The organism is Aeribacillus sp. FSL k6-2211 (assembly GCF_037966125.1).
Lineage (GTDB): Bacteria > Bacillota > Bacilli > Bacillales > Aeribacillaceae > Aeribacillus > Aeribacillus composti.
The window spans coordinates 3208469-3225914 of sequence record NZ_CP150190.1 but is presented as its reverse complement, the minus strand read 5'-3'; the positions used below and the strand labels follow the sequence as shown (position 1 = coordinate 3225914).

General features: G+C 39.6%; 14 protein-coding genes and 1 pseudogene. All 15 read left to right on the top strand.

The window, feature by feature from the left end; translation table 11 throughout:
• Window positions 1–14: 14 nt before the first annotated feature.
• The 15 genes and pseudogenes from glpK (at window position 15) to NSU19_RS15460 (ending at window position 17381) form a co-directional block, all read left to right on the top strand.
• Window positions 15–1505 carry a glycerol kinase GlpK gene (glpK, locus tag NSU19_RS15530; RefSeq protein ID WP_130157090.1) on the top strand — a complete coding sequence of 497 codons (1491 nt, stop codon included), beginning with the start codon at window positions 15–17 and terminating at the stop codon, window positions 1503–1505.
• 319 nt (window positions 1506–1824) lie between these two features.
• Window positions 1825–2223: a hypothetical protein gene (locus NSU19_RS15525; protein ID WP_339197251.1), complete on the top strand. Its 399-nt coding sequence runs from the start codon at window positions 1825–1827 to the stop codon at window positions 2221–2223.
• Window positions 2224–2562: 339 nt separating this feature from the next.
• Window positions 2563–2913, top strand: a complete 351-nt coding sequence (locus NSU19_RS15520) for a n-acetylglutamate synthase (RefSeq protein WP_339197249.1) — start codon at window positions 2563–2565, stop codon at window positions 2911–2913.
• A gap of 110 nt (window positions 2914–3023) precedes the next feature.
• Window positions 3024–3653 (top strand): dienelactone hydrolase family protein, encoded by a 630-nt coding sequence (locus NSU19_RS15515; RefSeq protein ID WP_327856089.1) that lies wholly within the window; start codon window positions 3024–3026, stop codon window positions 3651–3653.
• Between the two features lie 1037 nt (window positions 3654–4690).
• Window positions 4691–5911 (top strand): IS110 family transposase, encoded by a 1221-nt coding sequence (locus tag NSU19_RS15510; protein ID WP_063388609.1) that lies wholly within the window; start codon window positions 4691–4693, stop codon window positions 5909–5911.
• Window positions 5912–6220: 309 nt separating this feature from the next.
• A complete protein-coding gene (locus NSU19_RS15505; RefSeq protein WP_044899596.1) occupies window positions 6221–7888 on the top strand; it encodes an IS1634 family transposase in 1668 nt (555 codons plus the stop codon).
• 134 nt (window positions 7889–8022) lie between these two features.
• Window positions 8023–8658, top strand: coding sequence for a LysE family translocator (locus NSU19_RS15500; protein WP_066250976.1), 636 nt, complete (start codon window positions 8023–8025; stop codon window positions 8656–8658).
• Window positions 8659–9437: 779 nt separating this feature from the next.
• Window positions 9438–10697, top strand: a complete 1260-nt coding sequence (ltrA, locus tag NSU19_RS15495) for a group II intron reverse transcriptase/maturase (RefSeq protein ID WP_339200032.1) — start codon at window positions 9438–9440, stop codon at window positions 10695–10697.
• A 526-nt stretch (window positions 10698–11223) separates the two neighbouring features.
• A complete protein-coding gene (locus NSU19_RS15490) occupies window positions 11224–11658 on the top strand; it encodes an Rrf2 family transcriptional regulator (protein ID WP_339197244.1) in 435 nt (144 codons plus the stop codon).
• An 82-nt stretch (window positions 11659–11740) separates the two neighbouring features.
• Window positions 11741–12853, top strand: coding sequence for a tRNA 2-thiouridine(34) synthase MnmA (gene mnmA, locus NSU19_RS15485; protein WP_339200031.1), 1113 nt, complete (start codon window positions 11741–11743; stop codon window positions 12851–12853).
• 139 nt (window positions 12854–12992) lie between these two features.
• A complete protein-coding gene (locus NSU19_RS15480; RefSeq protein ID WP_063387217.1) occupies window positions 12993–13937 on the top strand; it encodes an LLM class oxidoreductase in 945 nt (314 codons plus the stop codon).
• A gap of 43 nt (window positions 13938–13980) precedes the next feature.
• On the top strand, window positions 13981–14133 hold the full coding sequence (locus NSU19_RS15475) for a hypothetical protein (protein ID WP_339197241.1): 153 nt from the start codon (window positions 13981–13983) through the stop codon (window positions 14131–14133).
• Window positions 14134–14177: 44 nt separating this feature from the next.
• Entirely contained in the window at window positions 14178–15989 is a 1812-nt protein-coding gene (locus NSU19_RS15470; protein ID WP_339197238.1) for an IS1182 family transposase, read from the top strand.
• Window positions 15940–16494, top strand: a pseudogene (locus tag NSU19_RS15465) (SDR family oxidoreductase); the annotation flags it as partial. The gene NSU19_RS15470 and the pseudogene NSU19_RS15465, both read left to right, overlap by 50 nt.
• Window positions 16495–16727: 233 nt before the next feature.
• Window positions 16728–17381, top strand: a complete 654-nt coding sequence (locus NSU19_RS15460) for a TIM barrel protein (protein ID WP_339197235.1) — start codon at window positions 16728–16730, stop codon at window positions 17379–17381.
• The last annotated feature ends 65 nt before the right edge of the window (window positions 17382–17446 follow it).

Genomic DNA, 17446 nt, shown 5'->3' with positions numbered 1-17446 from the left:
ATGAGGTGAAGAAAATGGAAACATATGTTTTAGCTCTAGACCAAGGAACGACAAGTTCACGTGCGATCATTTTTAATAAAAAAGGGGAAATCGTTCATATTTCACAAAAAGAATTTGCGCAATATTTTCCTAAACCAGGCTGGGTAGAGCATAATGCCAATGAAATTTGGGGTTCCATCTTATCCGTCATCGCCACTTCCTTGTCTGAGTCAGGAATAAAACCTGAGCAAATTGCAGGCATCGGAATTACGAACCAACGCGAAACAACGGTTGTTTGGGATAAAAACACAGGTCAGCCGGTATATAATGCCATTGTTTGGCAATCACGGCAAACGGCAGATATTTGTGAGGAGTTAAAGGCGAAGGGATTAAATGATACATTTCGTGAAAAGACAGGTCTGTTAATTGATGCATACTTTTCAGGAACAAAAGTCAAATGGATATTAGATCATGTTGAAGGGGCTAGAGAAAAAGCGGAAAGAGGAGAGCTTTTATTCGGAACAATTGATACTTGGTTAATTTGGAAGCTCTCGGGTGGAAAGGCACATGTGACGGATTATTCAAATGCTTCAAGAACATTAATGTTCAATATTCATGAGCTGAAATGGGATGATGAACTGTTAGAAATTTTAACCGTGCCTAAATCCATGCTTCCGGAAGTACGTCCATCTTCAGAAATTTATGCACATACAGTTCCGTATCATTTCTTTGGGCAAGAAGTTCCGATTTCTGGAGCGGCTGGGGATCAGCAAGCAGCACTATTCGGTCAGGCTTGTTTTGAAGAAGGCATGGCGAAAAATACGTACGGTACGGGCTGCTTTATGCTTATGAACACGGGCGAAAAAGCTGTTGCTTCTAACCACGGACTATTAACAACGATTGCTTGGGGATTAAACGGAAAAGTGGAATATGCTTTAGAAGGAAGTATTTTTGTTGCAGGATCTGCCATTCAATGGTTAAGAGATGGACTTCGTATGTTAAAAAATGCTGCTGATAGCGAACAATATGCAGAACGTGTAGAATCCACAGACGGTGTATATGTAGTACCGGCGTTTGTCGGATTAGGAACACCGTATTGGGACAGCGATGTTAGAGGAGCTATATTTGGTCTGACACGGGGAACGCAAAAAGAACACTTTGTTCGTGCAACTTTAGAGTCCCTTGCCTATCAAACAAAAGATGTGCTGACTGCTATGGAAGCGGATTCGGGTATTTCCTTGAAAACCTTGCGTGTAGATGGCGGGGCAGTAAAAAATAATTTTCTAATGCAATTCCAGAGCGATTTGTTAGGTGTCCCTGTTGAACGTCCTGTTGTCAATGAAACTACTGCTCTTGGAGCGGCTTATTTAGCCGGCTTGGCAGTAGGATATTGGAAAGATCAATCAGAGATCGCGACACAATGGAACATTGACCGTACATTCGAACCATCTATGAATGAAGAAAAACGTAACAAATTATATGAAGGCTGGCAAAAAGCTGTAAAAGCTGCGATGGCTTTTAAATAAGGTTCTATGTCAATTGTTGGGGTGCACTTGATATGAAGTGCACCTCTTTTATATGTATGGAAGGTAGATCAGTGAGCATTATTCCTTATTTCTGAGACGATCAAAGTTGCGGAAAAACCATAAAAAATTTTTTCTCGGTATAAGTTATTCATCTCAAAGTGTATTTAGCTTACTCTAACTTACGGATATAATTTTATATGAAGTATAGTATAGTTATTCTAAATTCTTTAGTATACTTCAATGAAAAAGGAATCCAAAGTTAGAAAGATGATATTTAATGTTCAAATTGGTAAGAATGCTAAAATTGCGAGATCTAGAATTGTTTCGTATAGATAATCAAGATAATGAAACTATCTGTATGCTGTTGATTTTAGATTACAGAAGACCAAGTGTTTTGGATGATTTTCCAATTTTAAAGGAAATAGAGGATGAAAATTCATTTGAAGACGCGGAGAATTATATCCACACTGTAATAATTTCAGAGGAAAAATTAGAAGAAAATATTGTCGGTCGAATTATTGAAGTAATTGAAGGATTAGTGGAGCATAAGCCAAATTGTGACAATAACAATTCATTTTATATTAGTAAATTTCCTGATCATTTTGAGGCTGGTGCACATTTAATAGAATATATTAAACCTATTTTAAATAAGATGAATTTTGGAATTGATCTAACATATATCACTGATAAACATTTCAATTATTTAACTCAAGAATAATTTTTTCATAAAAAGTAAAAGCGGTATCAAAAATGGAGATCTACTTTCAACTTCTGCTGAACTCGGGGGAACGAAAGGAAGGAATCCGGAGAAGCTAAAGGCAGAGCGATAACCCCGCCTTCTTGTACTAAAATTTAAGTTCGGCATTGGATGTATCAAGGATTCCTGCTGAATGTAGGAATCCCTTTTTGACAGATTCCGCACTAGAAAATCTGATTAAGTATTTCTCAAAGTATCCCTTGTGAAATAGTTGAACATGAGAAAATAAATTTGATGGCTAAAAAAGGATAAAACATTGTGGTAAAATAGTGAAAATTAAAAATTAGAGGAGCGTTGTTTGTGATAAATTATAATGGCCGCAAGTTTGTTTCAATTGAAAATACAGATAATGGAGAAGTTTCTTCAGAAACGCTTTTTGAATATAAACAAGAAGGAAATATAATCTCAGCAACGTATAGCGGTGGAGAAATTATAAAAGGATTCTTAATTGGGATAGTAAAAGAAGATGGATGCTTAGAGTTTAGGTATAACCATATGAATATCAAAAACGAGATTAGGGGTGGAAAATGTACTTCTACTCCAAAAATCTTACCAGATGGGCGAATTAGACTGTATGAGAATTGGAAATGGCTCGATGATAAGGAAACGGAAGGAAATTCAATTATTGAAGAAGTTGTTGAAAATCATTGATATATAAATTTGAGTTGAAAAATAAAGATTGCTGCGCTGCTGGTAGTATAGTGATGAAAAAGAAAAAAAGAATTTAAAGTAGGTGCAACAGTTTTGATGGAGGCACAAAAATGATTAGCATACAAAAAGATTCTGATACGGCAATTGTCATTGTTCATGAAATTTATGGAATCAATCAACATATGAAATACGTTTGTCAATTATTATCTGAATTTGACTTTGATGTCTTGTGTCCTAATTTGTTAGAACGGGAAACACCTTTTGATTATTCTCAAGAGGAAGATGCTTACTCTAATTTTATGGAAAACGTAGGTTTTACAGATGCTTTGGTCATAATTAAAAATTTGTTATCGGATATTAAGGATGAATATAAAAAAATATTTGTCGTCGGATTCAGTGTAGGAGCAACCGTTGCTTGGCTATGTAGTGAAGAACAACTTGTTGATGGAATCATTGGGTATTATGGTTCTCGTATCAGAAATTATCTGGAAATATCACCTCAATGCCCTACATTGTTGTTCTTTCCGCAAGAAGAAAAATCATTTAATGTTGATGAGTTAATTTCGGCTTTAGATAACAAAAATAATGTCGAGGTTCATAAGTTTAACGGACAGCATGGATTTAGTGACCCATTCTCTCCAAAATATAACGAAGAATCAGCTAAAAAAGCATTTAACCAAATGTTGGTTTTTCTTCGGAAACGTTTAGACGTATTGAACTCCTATGGAAGAGCAAATTAACTTCGTCATCTGTGGTGAAGATCCCTTCATGATTGACTAATTGGCAGGCTAGCTGGAGAAGGCAAGGTTTAGTTTCAAAACAATGACGATATTTTTTCTGGTATGAATTTTGAAACAATCGCAGTACATCACATCGCCCAAGTGTGAAAAAAGTCGTCGACCTCCAATCGTCTAAAAATCCCTGGAGATCGACGACAGCTGTTTTTTGAAGGAAACAGCAGAATAATGGGCCATTGCGAAAATTTTCCATGTTCGTTATAATATAATTAAAACCAACATCCGCCATTATTTAGAAAACATACTAACATCAACGTTTTTTGGGGTTTTTATCTTAACTATAAGGAATTGAAACCCATATATATCATACCTGATTTTTGAATATTTTTCCTTTTTATCTTAACTATAAGGAATTGAAACTATTTACAAGCCCATATACCAATATTTAGAAGTGTACCTCTTTTTATCTTAACTATAAGGAATTGAAACGATTTTCCAAAACGAAACACAACTGAAATTGACGACTTTTCCATTATTAAAATTCAAAACAAGGGTCCCACGAAAAGAAGGGTGAAAATTCAGCTTAACTAACCTGTTGAGTAGGTCCATTACATATTAATTTGAATACCTATGTTAAATGTATCTCTATGTTTTAGTTTGCGGTGAAATATACTTAAAGTTACGGATGCTTTAATCAAAAAGGAGTAGAGTTGTTCCACTATGGGCAGGTTAGTCGAACCGAAGAGTTCTGAACGACTTCATCGGCGACGGCTGTTAGTGAATTAAGTGGAAAAACATACTAACATTAGTAGTACAGACCTAGGCCAAGGTTTGTGCTACTATTTTTTTATAGTAGAAGTGAAGGAAGGTCGAACAGCCCCTGGGACCAAATAGAGTCCGTATTAAAAACAGACCAACTTCACATCCTTATTTGAATCAGTTTAGTATGTTGGGTCCGAAGAGACCGTGTATAAGAAAATGGAATCAATAAGGCAATGTGAAGAACTTCTATGTTTGGCTAAAAAGGAGAGGCAGAAAATATGAAACACGTAGTGGCATTTGATGTCAGTATGGGGAAAAGTACAATGGTCATTTATGACCGTTATCGTCAATGCGAATATGAGGGTGAAATAACCCATAACCGCTACTCTTTCGAGAAATTAAACGAAACCCTTATATCTTTAACACAAAAAGATGCACAGGCACCTGATATTGTCTTTGAAGCAACAGGCGTATATTCAAAACCACTAGAACGATTCTTAGGTGATCAAGGTTATATGTATTATCGAGTTAACCCACTCGAAGCGAATATTCAAATGGCTTCAATGAGGAGACAAAAAACAGATAAAAGCGACGCTCATGAACTTGCGAAAACTCACTTTAGAGTTGAACGTGAACAAACTTATCAAGAAGGGGAATATTATAAACAAATGCGTGCAATGACGAGATATTATGATGAATTAAGTAGTGAAATGACGCATTTATATAGTCGTTTACATGCGATTCTACAATTGAGTTTTCCCGAGTTAGAAAAGCTATTCAGTAAACGTTCTGCTTTATTTTTGAATGTCGTTCAATTATACCCTCATCCGGATCATGTGTTAGTTTGTTCAAAAACAGTGATTCGTAATCGTTTAAAAGCCAACACAAGAAAAAACTTATCATTGGCACGTGCTGAAGAAAAAGGGATCGCTTTAATCGAAGCAGCAAAAGAAGCGTATCCAGCAATTTCAAAAGATGATATTCGCTGTGAACAAGTGCGGGATTATGCCAAACGGATTGCAGACTTGAAGGAGAAAAGAGATCAACTTGTCCAAAAGATGGTTAAATTATCGAAAGATAAACAAGAGTATCAGATTTTAATTTCATTTCCAGGAATCGGAGAAACGACTGCAGTTCGTTTAATTGGAGAATTAGGAGATATTCGACGATTCAAAAACCATAAACAACTGAATGCTTACGTCGGTATTGATATTATGAGATATCAATCTGGGAATACCTTTTATAAAGACAAGATTAATAAAAGAGGAAATAACAAACTTAGAAAGATTCTATTTTACATGATCCAGACCATGATCCAACTACGGAAAAACACACAAAATCATATTGTAGATTATTATGATAAATTAAAAACGCAACCCCAGAGGAAACCTCATAAAGTTGCGTCCATAGCATGCGTGAATAAGTTCTTGAAATCAGCTTATCACCTTATCACACATAATCTGAAATACGATTACGAAAAGGCAACAATGCATCAGTAATCGTAAGTAAGATTATATCACAAAGACCTGACGAAAAAAATGGAAATCGTGAGGTCTATTTGTCATGCGAAAATTTATTTTGGAAGGAAGGGGTACCCCTTCCTTCCAAAATAAAATCTATATAAACCAAATTATTTAATACCCGAGTTCGACAGTTTTGAGGTCATTTTAGGCAAATGGAAATGACCAAAATGCTGTTATATCAAGGGTTTCGTAATGCGGATCCTAGGAAAAAACGCCGAATTTCATAGGCACACGATTTATTAATTTTTCCTTTTAAAAATAAATTTTATACGTTATAATATAGGCATGTACATACGACGAGTCACACGCAAAAACAAGGATGGAACAACCGTTGCTTATCTCCAGCTTGCTCACAATGAATGGGATCCAAAGGCCAAATATGCGAAAGCGAAGGTGATTTATTCATTCGGGCGCGAAGATGAAGTGGATCGCGCCGTCTTGGAACGTCTGGCCAAAAGCATTTCGCGATTCCTTTCTCCTGAGCAGGCTTGGGAAGTCGAAACGTTGACAGGAGAAGCTTCCGATGACTTTCAATTCCAGTCATGCAAACACCTCGGCGGCGTCTGGCTCTTGGATCAGCTCTGGAGACAACTGGGGTTGGGAGAGATTCTCCACTCCTTGTTTACCTCCCGACATCACCAGATTTCGCTGGAACGGCTGATTTTTGCCATGGTGGCGAATCGCGCCCTTCATCCGTCAAGCAAGTTGGCGATGGAGGAGTGGGTGGAGAAAGACGTGTATATCCCTCACCTTTCTCAAGCCGCCAGCCACCAGTTGTACCGGGCGATGGATGAACTGTTGGCCGTGCAGCCGGAATTGGAACGTCAAGTGTTCCATGCTGTGGCCGATTTATTGAATTTGGAAGTCGACTTGATTTACTTCGATACGACTTCGTCGTACTTCGAAGTGGATCCCTCTGAAACACCGGAAGGAGAATCGCTTCGAAAACAAGGATTCTCGAAAGACAAACGCCCAGACTTGGTTCAAATCGTCATTGGGCTGGCTGTCACCCGGGAAGGAATCCCGATTCGCGCTTGGGTATGGCCTGGCAATACGATGGACATGACGGTCATCAAACAGGTGAAACAAGACTTGATTGGCTGGAAGCTTGGACGTGTGATCAGCGTCATGGACCGCGGCTTTTCCTCTGAAGAGAATTTGCGAATCTTGCAACAGGCCGGCGGACACTACATTGTCGGCGAAAAAATGCGATCCGGCAAAGCCGCCGTCGAAGAGGCCTTAAGTCGTCGCGGACGTTATCATGAAGTGGACGAGAATTTGCACATCAAAGAAATCATCGTCGGCGACGGAGAAGCGCGTCAGCGCTATGTTCTCGTGTACAATCCCAGCGAAGCCGAACGCCAACGCAAGGAGCGAGAAAAGCTGCTTGAATCGCTGAAAGAGGAGTTAGAAGGGCTTCGCCAACTCCCAAACGAAGCCCATCATAAGGCGACCTGCCGGTTGCGTTCCCATTCGTCCTACGGAAAATACTTGCGCCAGTTGAAGGACGGAACCCTTCGCATCGACAAGCAAGCGGTTCGTGACGCGGAAAAGTACGACGGCAAATATCTCATCCGGACATCCGATGACACCTTGTCTGCCGAAGATGTCGCCATCGGGTATAAGCAGCTGGTGGATATTGAGCAGGCCTTCCGAACATTGAAGTCTACATTGGAATTGCGGCCTATGTATCATCGCTTGGAAGACCGCATTCGGGCGCATGTGCTGCTCAGTTGGCTTGCTCTCTTGTTAGTTCGGATCGTGGAGATTCGAACCTATGAATCGTGGCCGAACGTAAGGGACGAATGCGAACGTCTCATGCTTGGACATTTTTCTTCAAAAAACGGTGACCTTTATCAACGAACCGAACTGACGGCCAAACAGGCTCAATTCTTTGCGGCTCTAGGGCTGGAGCCTCCTCCGAAGATTCTAGGCATTCATCCTCGCACCTAGATACACGCCCAACGTATGCCCAAATGCCTCTCGTCCCTTTGGTATCAAGGGATGAGAGGCATTTTGTTTGCCTAGTGACTGTCGAACTCGGGTAATAAAAAACACTTGACTAGAGGTAAGAAGGGGCTGTACAGATGTTTGGAATAACTGGTTACGGAATTTATTTACTTATGGCCATATTTATGAATTTAACCCCTGGCACTGACACTATGTATATTATTAGCAGAAGTATATCACAAGGCAGAAAAGCAGGTATTTACTCTGTACTTGGAATTTCAACAGGTTCTTTCATCCACACTTTATTAGCTGCTTTTGGTTTGTCTATTATTTTAGCAAAATCTATTGTATTATTTACTGCAATTAAAATAATGGGTGCTGTTTATTTGGTTTATCTTGGTATAAAAATGTTGTTTCAACATTCATCCCTAGCATTTGAAGCTTCAGCATTACAGCATTTAGAATTCAAAAAGATCTATATGCAGGGAGTTATAACCAATGTTACAAATCCAAAAGTGGCGTTATTCTTTATTTCTTTTCTCCCGCAATTTATTATGACAGACAATCCTTACGGTCCCATTCCCTTTATGATTTTAGGAATTTCGTTTATTATTACAGGCACTCTTTGGTGTTTAATCGTTGCATATTTTGCTTCATTCGCAACCGAAAAACTAAGGGAAAACACAAAAATAGCAAACCTATTAAACAAATTATCGGGGATTATTTTTATAGGATTAGGTATAAAATTATTTCAAACGAAAGCGTCTCAATAAATTTAGACGGGGTTTGCATCAACCAAAAGCATAAACTAGGCGAAAACCGTATTGAAATTCCGTAATTTTTGCACCAGATTGGAAGCAGATTACTCGGGCTTATGCAAGATAAAACTTTCCGTACTTATGGAACTCTAAATACCGCCAACTGGATAAGCGTGGAAAAATAAAATGAAAGCTCTCTGCTCCTCTTTGAGATTCACCTTTTCAAAGAGGAGTATTTGTGTGCGCCCGGCATGTACATGAACTATAGGGTGTAAGTCCCGAACCCCGAAGACAGAAGTAGAGGTTAGCTCAACGAAAGGGTGTCCGTGGCGACGCGGAATCTGAAGGAAGCGAGCGGCAAACTTTAAGGTCTCTCGGAACACGAACCTCATATAAGGCTAGGTATGATTGAGTGAGTTTGCGAAACAAAACAAAGCTCTTTCTGTCGAAGGTCATATCGAGTAAATGAGGCGGATAGATGGTGTGAAAGTGCATGTACTTACCCGGGGAGGTCTGGCTGGCACGCCAAGTAACCTTGGTAACCTATCTAGTGATAGATAGCTGAACAGTCAGAAGTCAGCAGAAGTCATAGTACTCTTTCAAGCTCGAGATGGAAGAGGAAGGACTGAACAATTAAGGAGAACGAATCGCTAGGCGTTCATCTTCTGTGTGGAAGCAGACAATCCGATAGGACTTACTTGAAGGAGGAAGTGGTGAATCCCACGGGGGACTTCAAGAGGGTGGAGCAGAAGATGGCACAAATAGAAGAATTCGTTCACGTGGAGAGGATATCAATGTTGATGGAAATGATTTTGTCACGGGAAAATCTCCTGGCGGCACTGAAACGAGTCGAACAGAATAAAGGAAGTCACGGAGTAGATGGCATGTCCGTAAAAGACCTACGAAAACACCTCTACGAAAATTGGGACTCCATTCGACAGTCGTTGAGAGAAGGAACCTACAAGCCCTTACCCGTCCGTCGAGTCGAAATCCCGAAACCGAACGGTGGAGTAAGACTTCTAGGGATCCCTACCGTGACGGATCGTTTCATCCAACAAGCGATTGCCCAAGTGTTGACGAAAATCTTTGATCCGACCTTCTCGAACCATAGCTATGGTTTCCGCCCAGGCAGAAGGGGACATGATGCGGTTAGGGAAGCAAAGGGTTATATCAAAGAAGGATATCGTTGGGTAGTCGATATAGACCTAGAGAAATTCTTTGACAAGGTGAATCACGACAAACTGATGGGGATCTTGGCGAAAACGATCAAAGATCGAATTCTACTGAAGGTAATCCGCCGGTATCTTCAATCAGGCGTGATGATCAATGGAGTGGTAATGGAAACGGGCATGGGAACGCCTCAAGGCGGCCCGCTTAGTCCACTTTTATCAAACATCATGCTTCATGAATTGGATAAGGAGCTTGAGAAACGTGGACATAAGTTTGTTCGGTATGCGGATGACTGTAACATCTATGTGAAAACAAAGAAAGCAGGAATTCGTGTCATGAACTCCATTACGAACTTTATAGAGAAGGAGTTAAAGCTCAAGGTAAATAAAGAGAAATCGGCGGTAGACCGTCCTTGGAAACGGAAGTTTCTCGGTTTCAGCTTCACACTCAATAAGACTCCAAAGGTACGGATTGCGAACGAAAGTGTGAAACGTTTGAAGAACAAGATCCGTGAAATTACATCAAGGTCGAAACCGTATCCAATGGAGAAAAGGATTGAGAAACTGAACAAGTATTTAATGGGATGGTGCGGATATTTTGCCTTGGCAGAAACACCAAGTAAGTTCAAAGAATTTGATGAATGGATTAGACGAAGGCTTCGGATGTGTTTGTGGAAAGAATGGAAAACCCCGAAAACAAGAATTCGGAAACTCAGAGGATTAGGGGTTCCAAGCCATAAAGCATTCGAATGGGGCAATACACGCAAGAAATATTGGCGGATTGCCTGCAGTCCCATTCTACACAAAACCCTCGACAACTCCTATTGGAAGCGTCGGGGGTTAAGAAGTCTATTCGAAAGATATCAAGCACTACGTCATACTTAATTGAACCGCCGTATACGGAACCGTACGTACGGTGGTGTGAGAGGACGGGAGTTAATCGCTCCCTCCTACTCGATTTTGATAGTATTCTTTCTTAACTAGCAGGTTGCTCTCTGATGTCAGTCTATATAGACACAATGAGCAGATAATTGTATAGTAAATCTATCGATCATGTCTATAATGAAATAGCAAAAGGTTTCTGCCAATGTGAAGATTTTTTACAAAGAATTTTTTAATCGTTGCGCTACATGTAAACACTGTACATGACTAACTTTGATCGTTTGGAAATGAATCGATGCTCTGGCAAAGCTTCAGCAATCGCAGCTCATATAGTTGAATGGAATCATGATTAAAATGCTAATTTTTGTTTTTTTCTAATGGGCTTTATATCGCTTATTATCATTACTACTCGACACTAAGTTTAGGCCAATGATCCGAATTTTTTATTTGCGGCTGATGAAAAGAAGTAATTTTAAGTTGACAATATAAACTGTAATGATTATTATTACATTTAGGAGGAAGATTCAATATGAATAGCGATTTTTCGATTGCCGTTCACTGCGTTGCGTATCTGGCTGAAAAGCAAAATCAGCGAGTAACCAGTGAAGACATTTCTCAAAGTGTTTCTGTCCACCCAGTAAGATTAAGAAAAATCTTAAGCATATTAAGAAAAGAAAATATAATTGCTTCTAAAGAAGGGGCAAAGGGCGGATTTTCGTTAAACGCTCAGCCTGAACAAATTACGTTAGACAAAATTTTTAGAATCACTAGTGAGGAAACGCTTGTGCCGAAATGTCCCGATTCCAATGACAACTGTATAATAGGCAAACATCTGTCAGATATACTCATTCGTATTTTTCATAATGCAGAAGAACATTTTTTAAACTATTTAAAAGGTGTGACGGTTCAAGATATCATTAATGAAATTCATAATAATAGCTCAAAAAGTTCGTTTCATGCCTGAAACAAAATAGTTTGTTGCGGCAAAAATTTTTTTTAAATAAAACTGTAATCAAAAACGTTTCAGTTTTAGGAGGTGAATGATGTTGAAGAAAAAACGAGTAGTCGTCGGAATGTCTGGAGGAGTGGATTCCTCTGTAGCTGCTTACCTTCTTAAAAAAGAAGGGTACGACGTCATCGGGGTATTTATGAAAAACTGGGATGATACGAATGATGATGGTGTATGTACGGCAGCTGAGGATTATGAAGATGTTAAACGAGTTGCCAACCAACTCGGGATTCCTTACTATGGCGTCAACTTTGAAAAAGAATATTGGGATCGTGTATTTACGTATTTCATGGATGAGCTGAAGCGAGGCCGAACACCGAATCCAGATGTAATATGCAATACTGAAATTAAATTTAAAGCGTTTGTTGACTATGCTCTTTCACTTGATGCGGATTATATCGCAACGGGTCATTACGCAAGAATCAACAGAGAAAATGGCCAAATCACCTTGCTGCGTGGAAAAGATGCGAATAAAGATCAAACGTATTTTCTTAGCCAGCTAACATCGGACCATTTGTCTAAAGTTCTGTTCCCGCTGGGTGAGTTAACGAAGGGTGAGGTGCGAAAAATCGCCCAAGAATTGAACCTTATTACCGCCAATAAAAAAGATAGTACCGGAATCTGTTTTATTGGAGAACGAAATTTCAAAAACTTTTTAAAGAATTTTTTGCCGGCACAGCCTGGAGAAATTCGTTCGCTTGATGGAGAAGTGCTCGGTACTCATGATGGTTTAATGTATTACACAATCGGCCAACGAAAAGGGCTTGGCATCGGCGGCAAAGGAACAGGAGAACCTTGGTATGTCGTCGATAAAGATTTAGACAACAATGTTTTACTTGTTGCTCAAGGCAAAGACCATCCGGCATTGTTCTCTACTGGACTGATTGCATCAAACCTGAACTTGATAAATAGGGATGTTCGTCTTAGTACGTTTGCATGTACAGCTAAATTCCGCTACCGTCAAGAGGATCAAAAGGTGCGTGTCCATATTCGTCCGGATGGAACGGTGTTTGTAGAATTTGAAAAACCAGTTAAGGCTGTGACACCAGGGCAAGTAGCGGTATTTTATGAAGGTGAGATTTGTCTTGGCAGCGCCATTATTGACAAAGTGATAAAAGACGATGCTGCTATTGCCGCGGCTGCATCATAAAAAGTTCGTTACAGATATAATATATGTTTTTGTACAAATTATAAATATTGTTCATATCTGTAAAACAAATTATTTTAAACAGGGCCTTTCCTTTATATTTTATATACGGCCCACCTTTTCTTTAGGAGTGGTAAAAACAATGGAAAAATTTAAAAATCATAAAGGGTATTCACGCATGTATCAAGAGAACAAACTGACTTTAGGGCTGTTCTTTCCGATTGAATCGTATATGGGAGACGTCCCTGAGATGAATATCGAAAAGCAAATGAAGCTGGCAAAACGAGCAGAAGAGCTGAATTTCGCTTCATTGTTTGTGAGAGATGTGCCGCTGCGCGATCCAAATTTCGGAGATGTTGGACAAATGTATGATCCGTTTACGTATTTAGGGTATGTTGCGGCTCACACCGATAAGATTGCTTTAGCAACTGGAAGCATTATTTTAACGCTGCGTCACCCACTTCATGTGGCAAAAGCGGCAGCTTCTGTAGACAGATTATCTGGTGAAAGACTCATTCTCGGCGTCGCAACTGGTGACCGTCCAATCGAGTTTCCAGCATTTTCTGTGAATCCAGAAGAACGGAGCGAATTATTCCGAGAATCAGTAGCTGCTATAAGAAAGGTTTGGCGTGACCATTTTCCGACGATTAACACGACACGAGTGCATATGACAAGTGGAGATATGCTGCCAAAACCAAAATTGTCAGATATACCATTAATGGTAACAGGTCACAGTGGACAATCTCCTGAATGGATTGCTGAACATAGTGATGGATGGATATACTATCCGCGTGGAATTAAGTTTCAAAAAGCATTAATCGATAATTGGCGTTCGCTAACAGAAGAATTTAAGCCATTTTCCCAATCTCTTTACATTGACTTAACGGAAGATCCAAATCATGTACCAATTCCGATACATCTTGGATTCCGTACGGGACGAAATTTCGTAATCGAATTTCTTGGAGCTTTACAGGATGCAGGTGTGAACCATGTCATCATCAACTTAAAATATGGACAGCGTCCAGTCGAAGAAGTGATTGAAGAATTAGGCGAGTATGTGCTTCCGCATTTCCCTGCTTTAACATGATAAGAAAATTTAAAAACCATCAATATGAGAAAGGATGGATATGATGAAAGTTTTGGTCATTGGAGCCAACGGGCAAGTAGGACAACAAGTAGTAAATATGCTTCATGCGGGGCTGTCCGAAAAGTCGATTGAATCGACCTTGGGCTCAGCCCTTTTTTCTGTTTTTAGGGTACAAAAAAATCGTCCTTTTTTATAGAATGAAATTGACCAAAAAACATTCTACAGAAAGGACGATTTCTTATGAATAATCAAATGACTATTCAAGAAAATTATAACACGCAATTAGAAATGACTCTAGAGGGTATTCAAAAAATAGAGGTTCAAAAGAATAAGAAACGCAAAAAACTAGTTTTCCAACCTTATTGCAATCGTCAAGTCATGAGCATTTTAGATATCGAAATGTATATTCCTGAAAATCATGTCGCCCGTTTAGTGGATGAAATGGTGGAATCGATTCCGGATGAAGTGTTGTATACTCATTATGTTGGTGGGGGTCGTGCACCCTATCACCCTAAAATGTTATTGAAAGTGATTTTATATGCGTACACTCAAAATGTTTATTCAAGTCGGAAAATAGCGCAAATGGTGAAAGAAAATCTTCCGATGATGTGGTTGGCGGGATTGCAAACCCCTGACCATCGCACAATAAATGATTTTCGTAGTGTTCGTATGTCAAACATGATGGATTCTGTATTTGAACAATTTGTCCTTCAACTAGTAGAACAAGGACTTATCGACCTCGACCATATTTTTGTGGATGGTACGAAAATAGAAGCGAATGCCAACAAATATACGTTTGTATGGCGAAAATCCGTAGAAAAATATGATCAGAAACTACGAGCCAAAATTCAATCGTTTCTACAAGAAGCGCACCAAATCGCCTTGGAGGAATTAAAAGAAGAACAATTAGAAGAAGAATTAGAAAAATCATCGGCACAACTTTCTGAGAGAATAGAAGCTTTGGAAAAAGATTATAAACAGGAAGAAGACAAAGAAAGAAAAAAAGAACTTCGCTCTAAAAAATCCCAACTCACCAAACAACTGAAAACGATTCAAACGGATTATCTTCCACGATTACGAAAATACAAAGTACAAAAACAGATTCTAGGTGAACGAAATAGCTACTCGAAAACCGACCATGAGGCCACTTTTATGCGAATGAAAGAGGACCATATGAAAAACGGCCAACTCAAGGCGGGTTATAATGTTCAACTCGCCACACAACATCAATTTATCGTGGGATTTGAAATTTATCAAAATCCAGGAGATACTCGCTGTTTCCAACCATTTATGGAAAAGTTATTGGAATCGATGCCGAAGGAAAAGAAACTCAAGTATGTCATTGCCGATGCAGGATATGCGAGTGAAGAAAACTATTTATATGCGATTGGCGAAGAAAAAGAACCTCGTTTTGAATTATTAGCCCCATACCAAACCTATTTGAAGGAACAAAGTAAAAAGTTTAAAAAGGATTTATCAAAAGTACAAAACTGGAAATACATCGAAGAAGACGATTGCTTTATCTGTCCGAACAATCGGAAAGTCGTATTCAAGTATTATCAAAAAAGAAAAAATGCATCTGGATACATACAAGATTTGAAAGTGTACGAGTGTGAAGATTGTACGGATTGCCCGTTGAAGAATGGGTGTACGAAAGCCAAAGGAAATCGTCGAGTATATTGGAACACGATTTATGAAGAAATGAAAGCGAAAGCCAAAGCAGCTCTTGGTGACGAACAAAAGGCAGCTCTTTATGCGAAGCGTAAAGTGGATGTCGAAAGTGTGTTCGGTAACATCAAGGGCAATTTGCGTTTCACTCGATTTCTGTTACGGGGGCTTCATAAAGTCCGAACAGAATTCGGGATTGTGGCAATGGCCCACAACATACTGAAATGGGCCGCAAATTCCCAAACCAATTTCAAAAATAAGGAAACAGAGCGAATGGAAAAACTCATTGTTTTCTCCATTCGCTCTGTTTTTATGGACTTTTTAGACAAGCCCAATGGTTCGAAAGCAAGAGCAATTGGAGGATTTTCAGAAAAAAGGAATTGAAGCGGTGCTCGCTGATTTGGAAGGCACTGTCGATGAAATTGCCGAAGCGGCCAAAGGCTGCGATGCGATCGTATTTTCAGCTGGTTCAGGGGGACACACAGGGGCTGATAAAACATTGCTGATAGATTTAGACGGCGCTGTAAAAGCCATGGAGGCTGCTGAAAAAATCGGAATTGAACGTTTTGTTATCGTGAGCTCATTCCAAGCCCATAATCGTCAGAACTGGCCGGAAAACCTTAAGCCATATTATGTCGCCAAACATTATGCCGACCGTGTGTTGATGAATAGCGGCCTAAATTATACGATTATTCGTCCTGGTTATCTAAAGAATGAAAAAGGTACAGGACTGGTTACCGCAGCTGAAAACTTACCTGTCGGTTACATTCCTCGCGAGGATGTAGCAAGAACGATTGTTCAAGCTCTTGATGAACCAAATACGTATAGAAAAGCATTCGATTTAATGTCAGGAGATAAAGAAATTAGCGAAGCGTTGAAATCACTGTAATGAACCGTTCAGTGGAAAAGGAAGGAGAAATTGGAAAATGGCTTACCCTTTTTACGCAATGGATTTTGCTTTCTATAATTCAATGGGTATTTATAGTTTTGAAGCTCGATGTGAAATGTTAAAGGAAATAGGCTATGACGCAACCCATTTATCCGTCTGGCACGGAGAGCGATGGAGAGATGTAGAAAAGCTCAAAAACGTTAAAGGAGAAATATGGGCTGGACGTCGCAGGCGTGTACGTTGTGTTAGATCTTTCACTAGGCGAGGACCATCCAAGAAATGCAGGCATTTTAAAGATGCTGGAAATTATGGAAGGGTGCAGCACGGTTGAGCTGGCGATTCAATCTGTCGGAGAGCATATCCGCCCTTCAGATCCAAAAGGGGACGACATCGCAGTAAAATGGCTGGAAAAAGCATTGAAGATTGCCGAACGAAGAAATATTAACATTTTGCTTTACACGCATCTATCCTTCTGGATTGAACGCCATGAAGATGCAGTGAGACTATGCAAACGCCTGAACCATCCTAATCTTGGAATTGTCTTTTGCGGCTACCATTGGTATGCGGCAGATGGAACAAATCTAAAAGGAACGATTCAAGCGGTAGCTCCTTACTTAAAACAAGTAAACATGTCCGGCAGCAGCCGCAATCCGCACGGTTTTGGCGGAGTGGCAACAATCGAGCCTTTGGATGTTGGGGAGTTAGATAATTTTGCGTTGCTTGGACAGTTAAAAAAGATCGGTTATAACGGAATGATCGGCTACTTAGGTTGGAGTGAAGGCGGCGACGCTTATAGTAAGCTGAGACGTTCACTCAATGCGTTCCGTGATATGGAGCGTAGAGTTGAGGCGCACCCGCACTGGGCGGATTTAAAATTAACTCCATAATGAAAAATATTGAGGTGCTAGTCGAACAATAATAAGTTCAACTAGCACCTCGTGCATTCAGCTAA

What these genes read in the sequence shown, in the direction of transcription:
- NSU19_RS15505 (WP_044899596.1), top strand. Translation starts at nt 6,221, where the DNA reads ATGTACATACGACGAGTCACACGCAAAAACAAGGATGGAACAACCGTT.
- NSU19_RS15480 (WP_063387217.1), top strand. Translation starts at nt 12,993, where the DNA reads ATGGAAAAATTTAAAAATCATAAAGGGTATTCACGCATGTATCAAGAG.
- glpK (WP_130157090.1), top strand. Translation starts at nt 15, where the DNA reads ATGGAAACATATGTTTTAGCTCTAGACCAAGGAACGACAAGTTCACGT.
- NSU19_RS15515 (WP_327856089.1), top strand. Translation starts at nt 3,024, where the DNA reads ATGATTAGCATACAAAAAGATTCTGATACGGCAATTGTCATTGTTCAT.
- NSU19_RS15510 (WP_063388609.1), top strand. Translation starts at nt 4,691, where the DNA reads ATGAAACACGTAGTGGCATTTGATGTCAGTATGGGGAAAAGTACAATG.
- NSU19_RS15475 (WP_339197241.1), top strand. Translation starts at nt 13,981, where the DNA reads ATGAAAGTTTTGGTCATTGGAGCCAACGGGCAAGTAGGACAACAAGTA.
- ltrA (WP_339200032.1), top strand. Translation starts at nt 9,438, where the DNA reads ATGTTGATGGAAATGATTTTGTCACGGGAAAATCTCCTGGCGGCACTG.
- NSU19_RS15500 (WP_066250976.1), top strand. Translation starts at nt 8,023, where the DNA reads ATGTTTGGAATAACTGGTTACGGAATTTATTTACTTATGGCCATATTT.
- NSU19_RS15470 (WP_339197238.1), top strand. Translation starts at nt 14,178, where the DNA reads ATGAATAATCAAATGACTATTCAAGAAAATTATAACACGCAATTAGAA.
- NSU19_RS15490 (WP_339197244.1), top strand. Translation starts at nt 11,224, where the DNA reads ATGAATAGCGATTTTTCGATTGCCGTTCACTGCGTTGCGTATCTGGCT.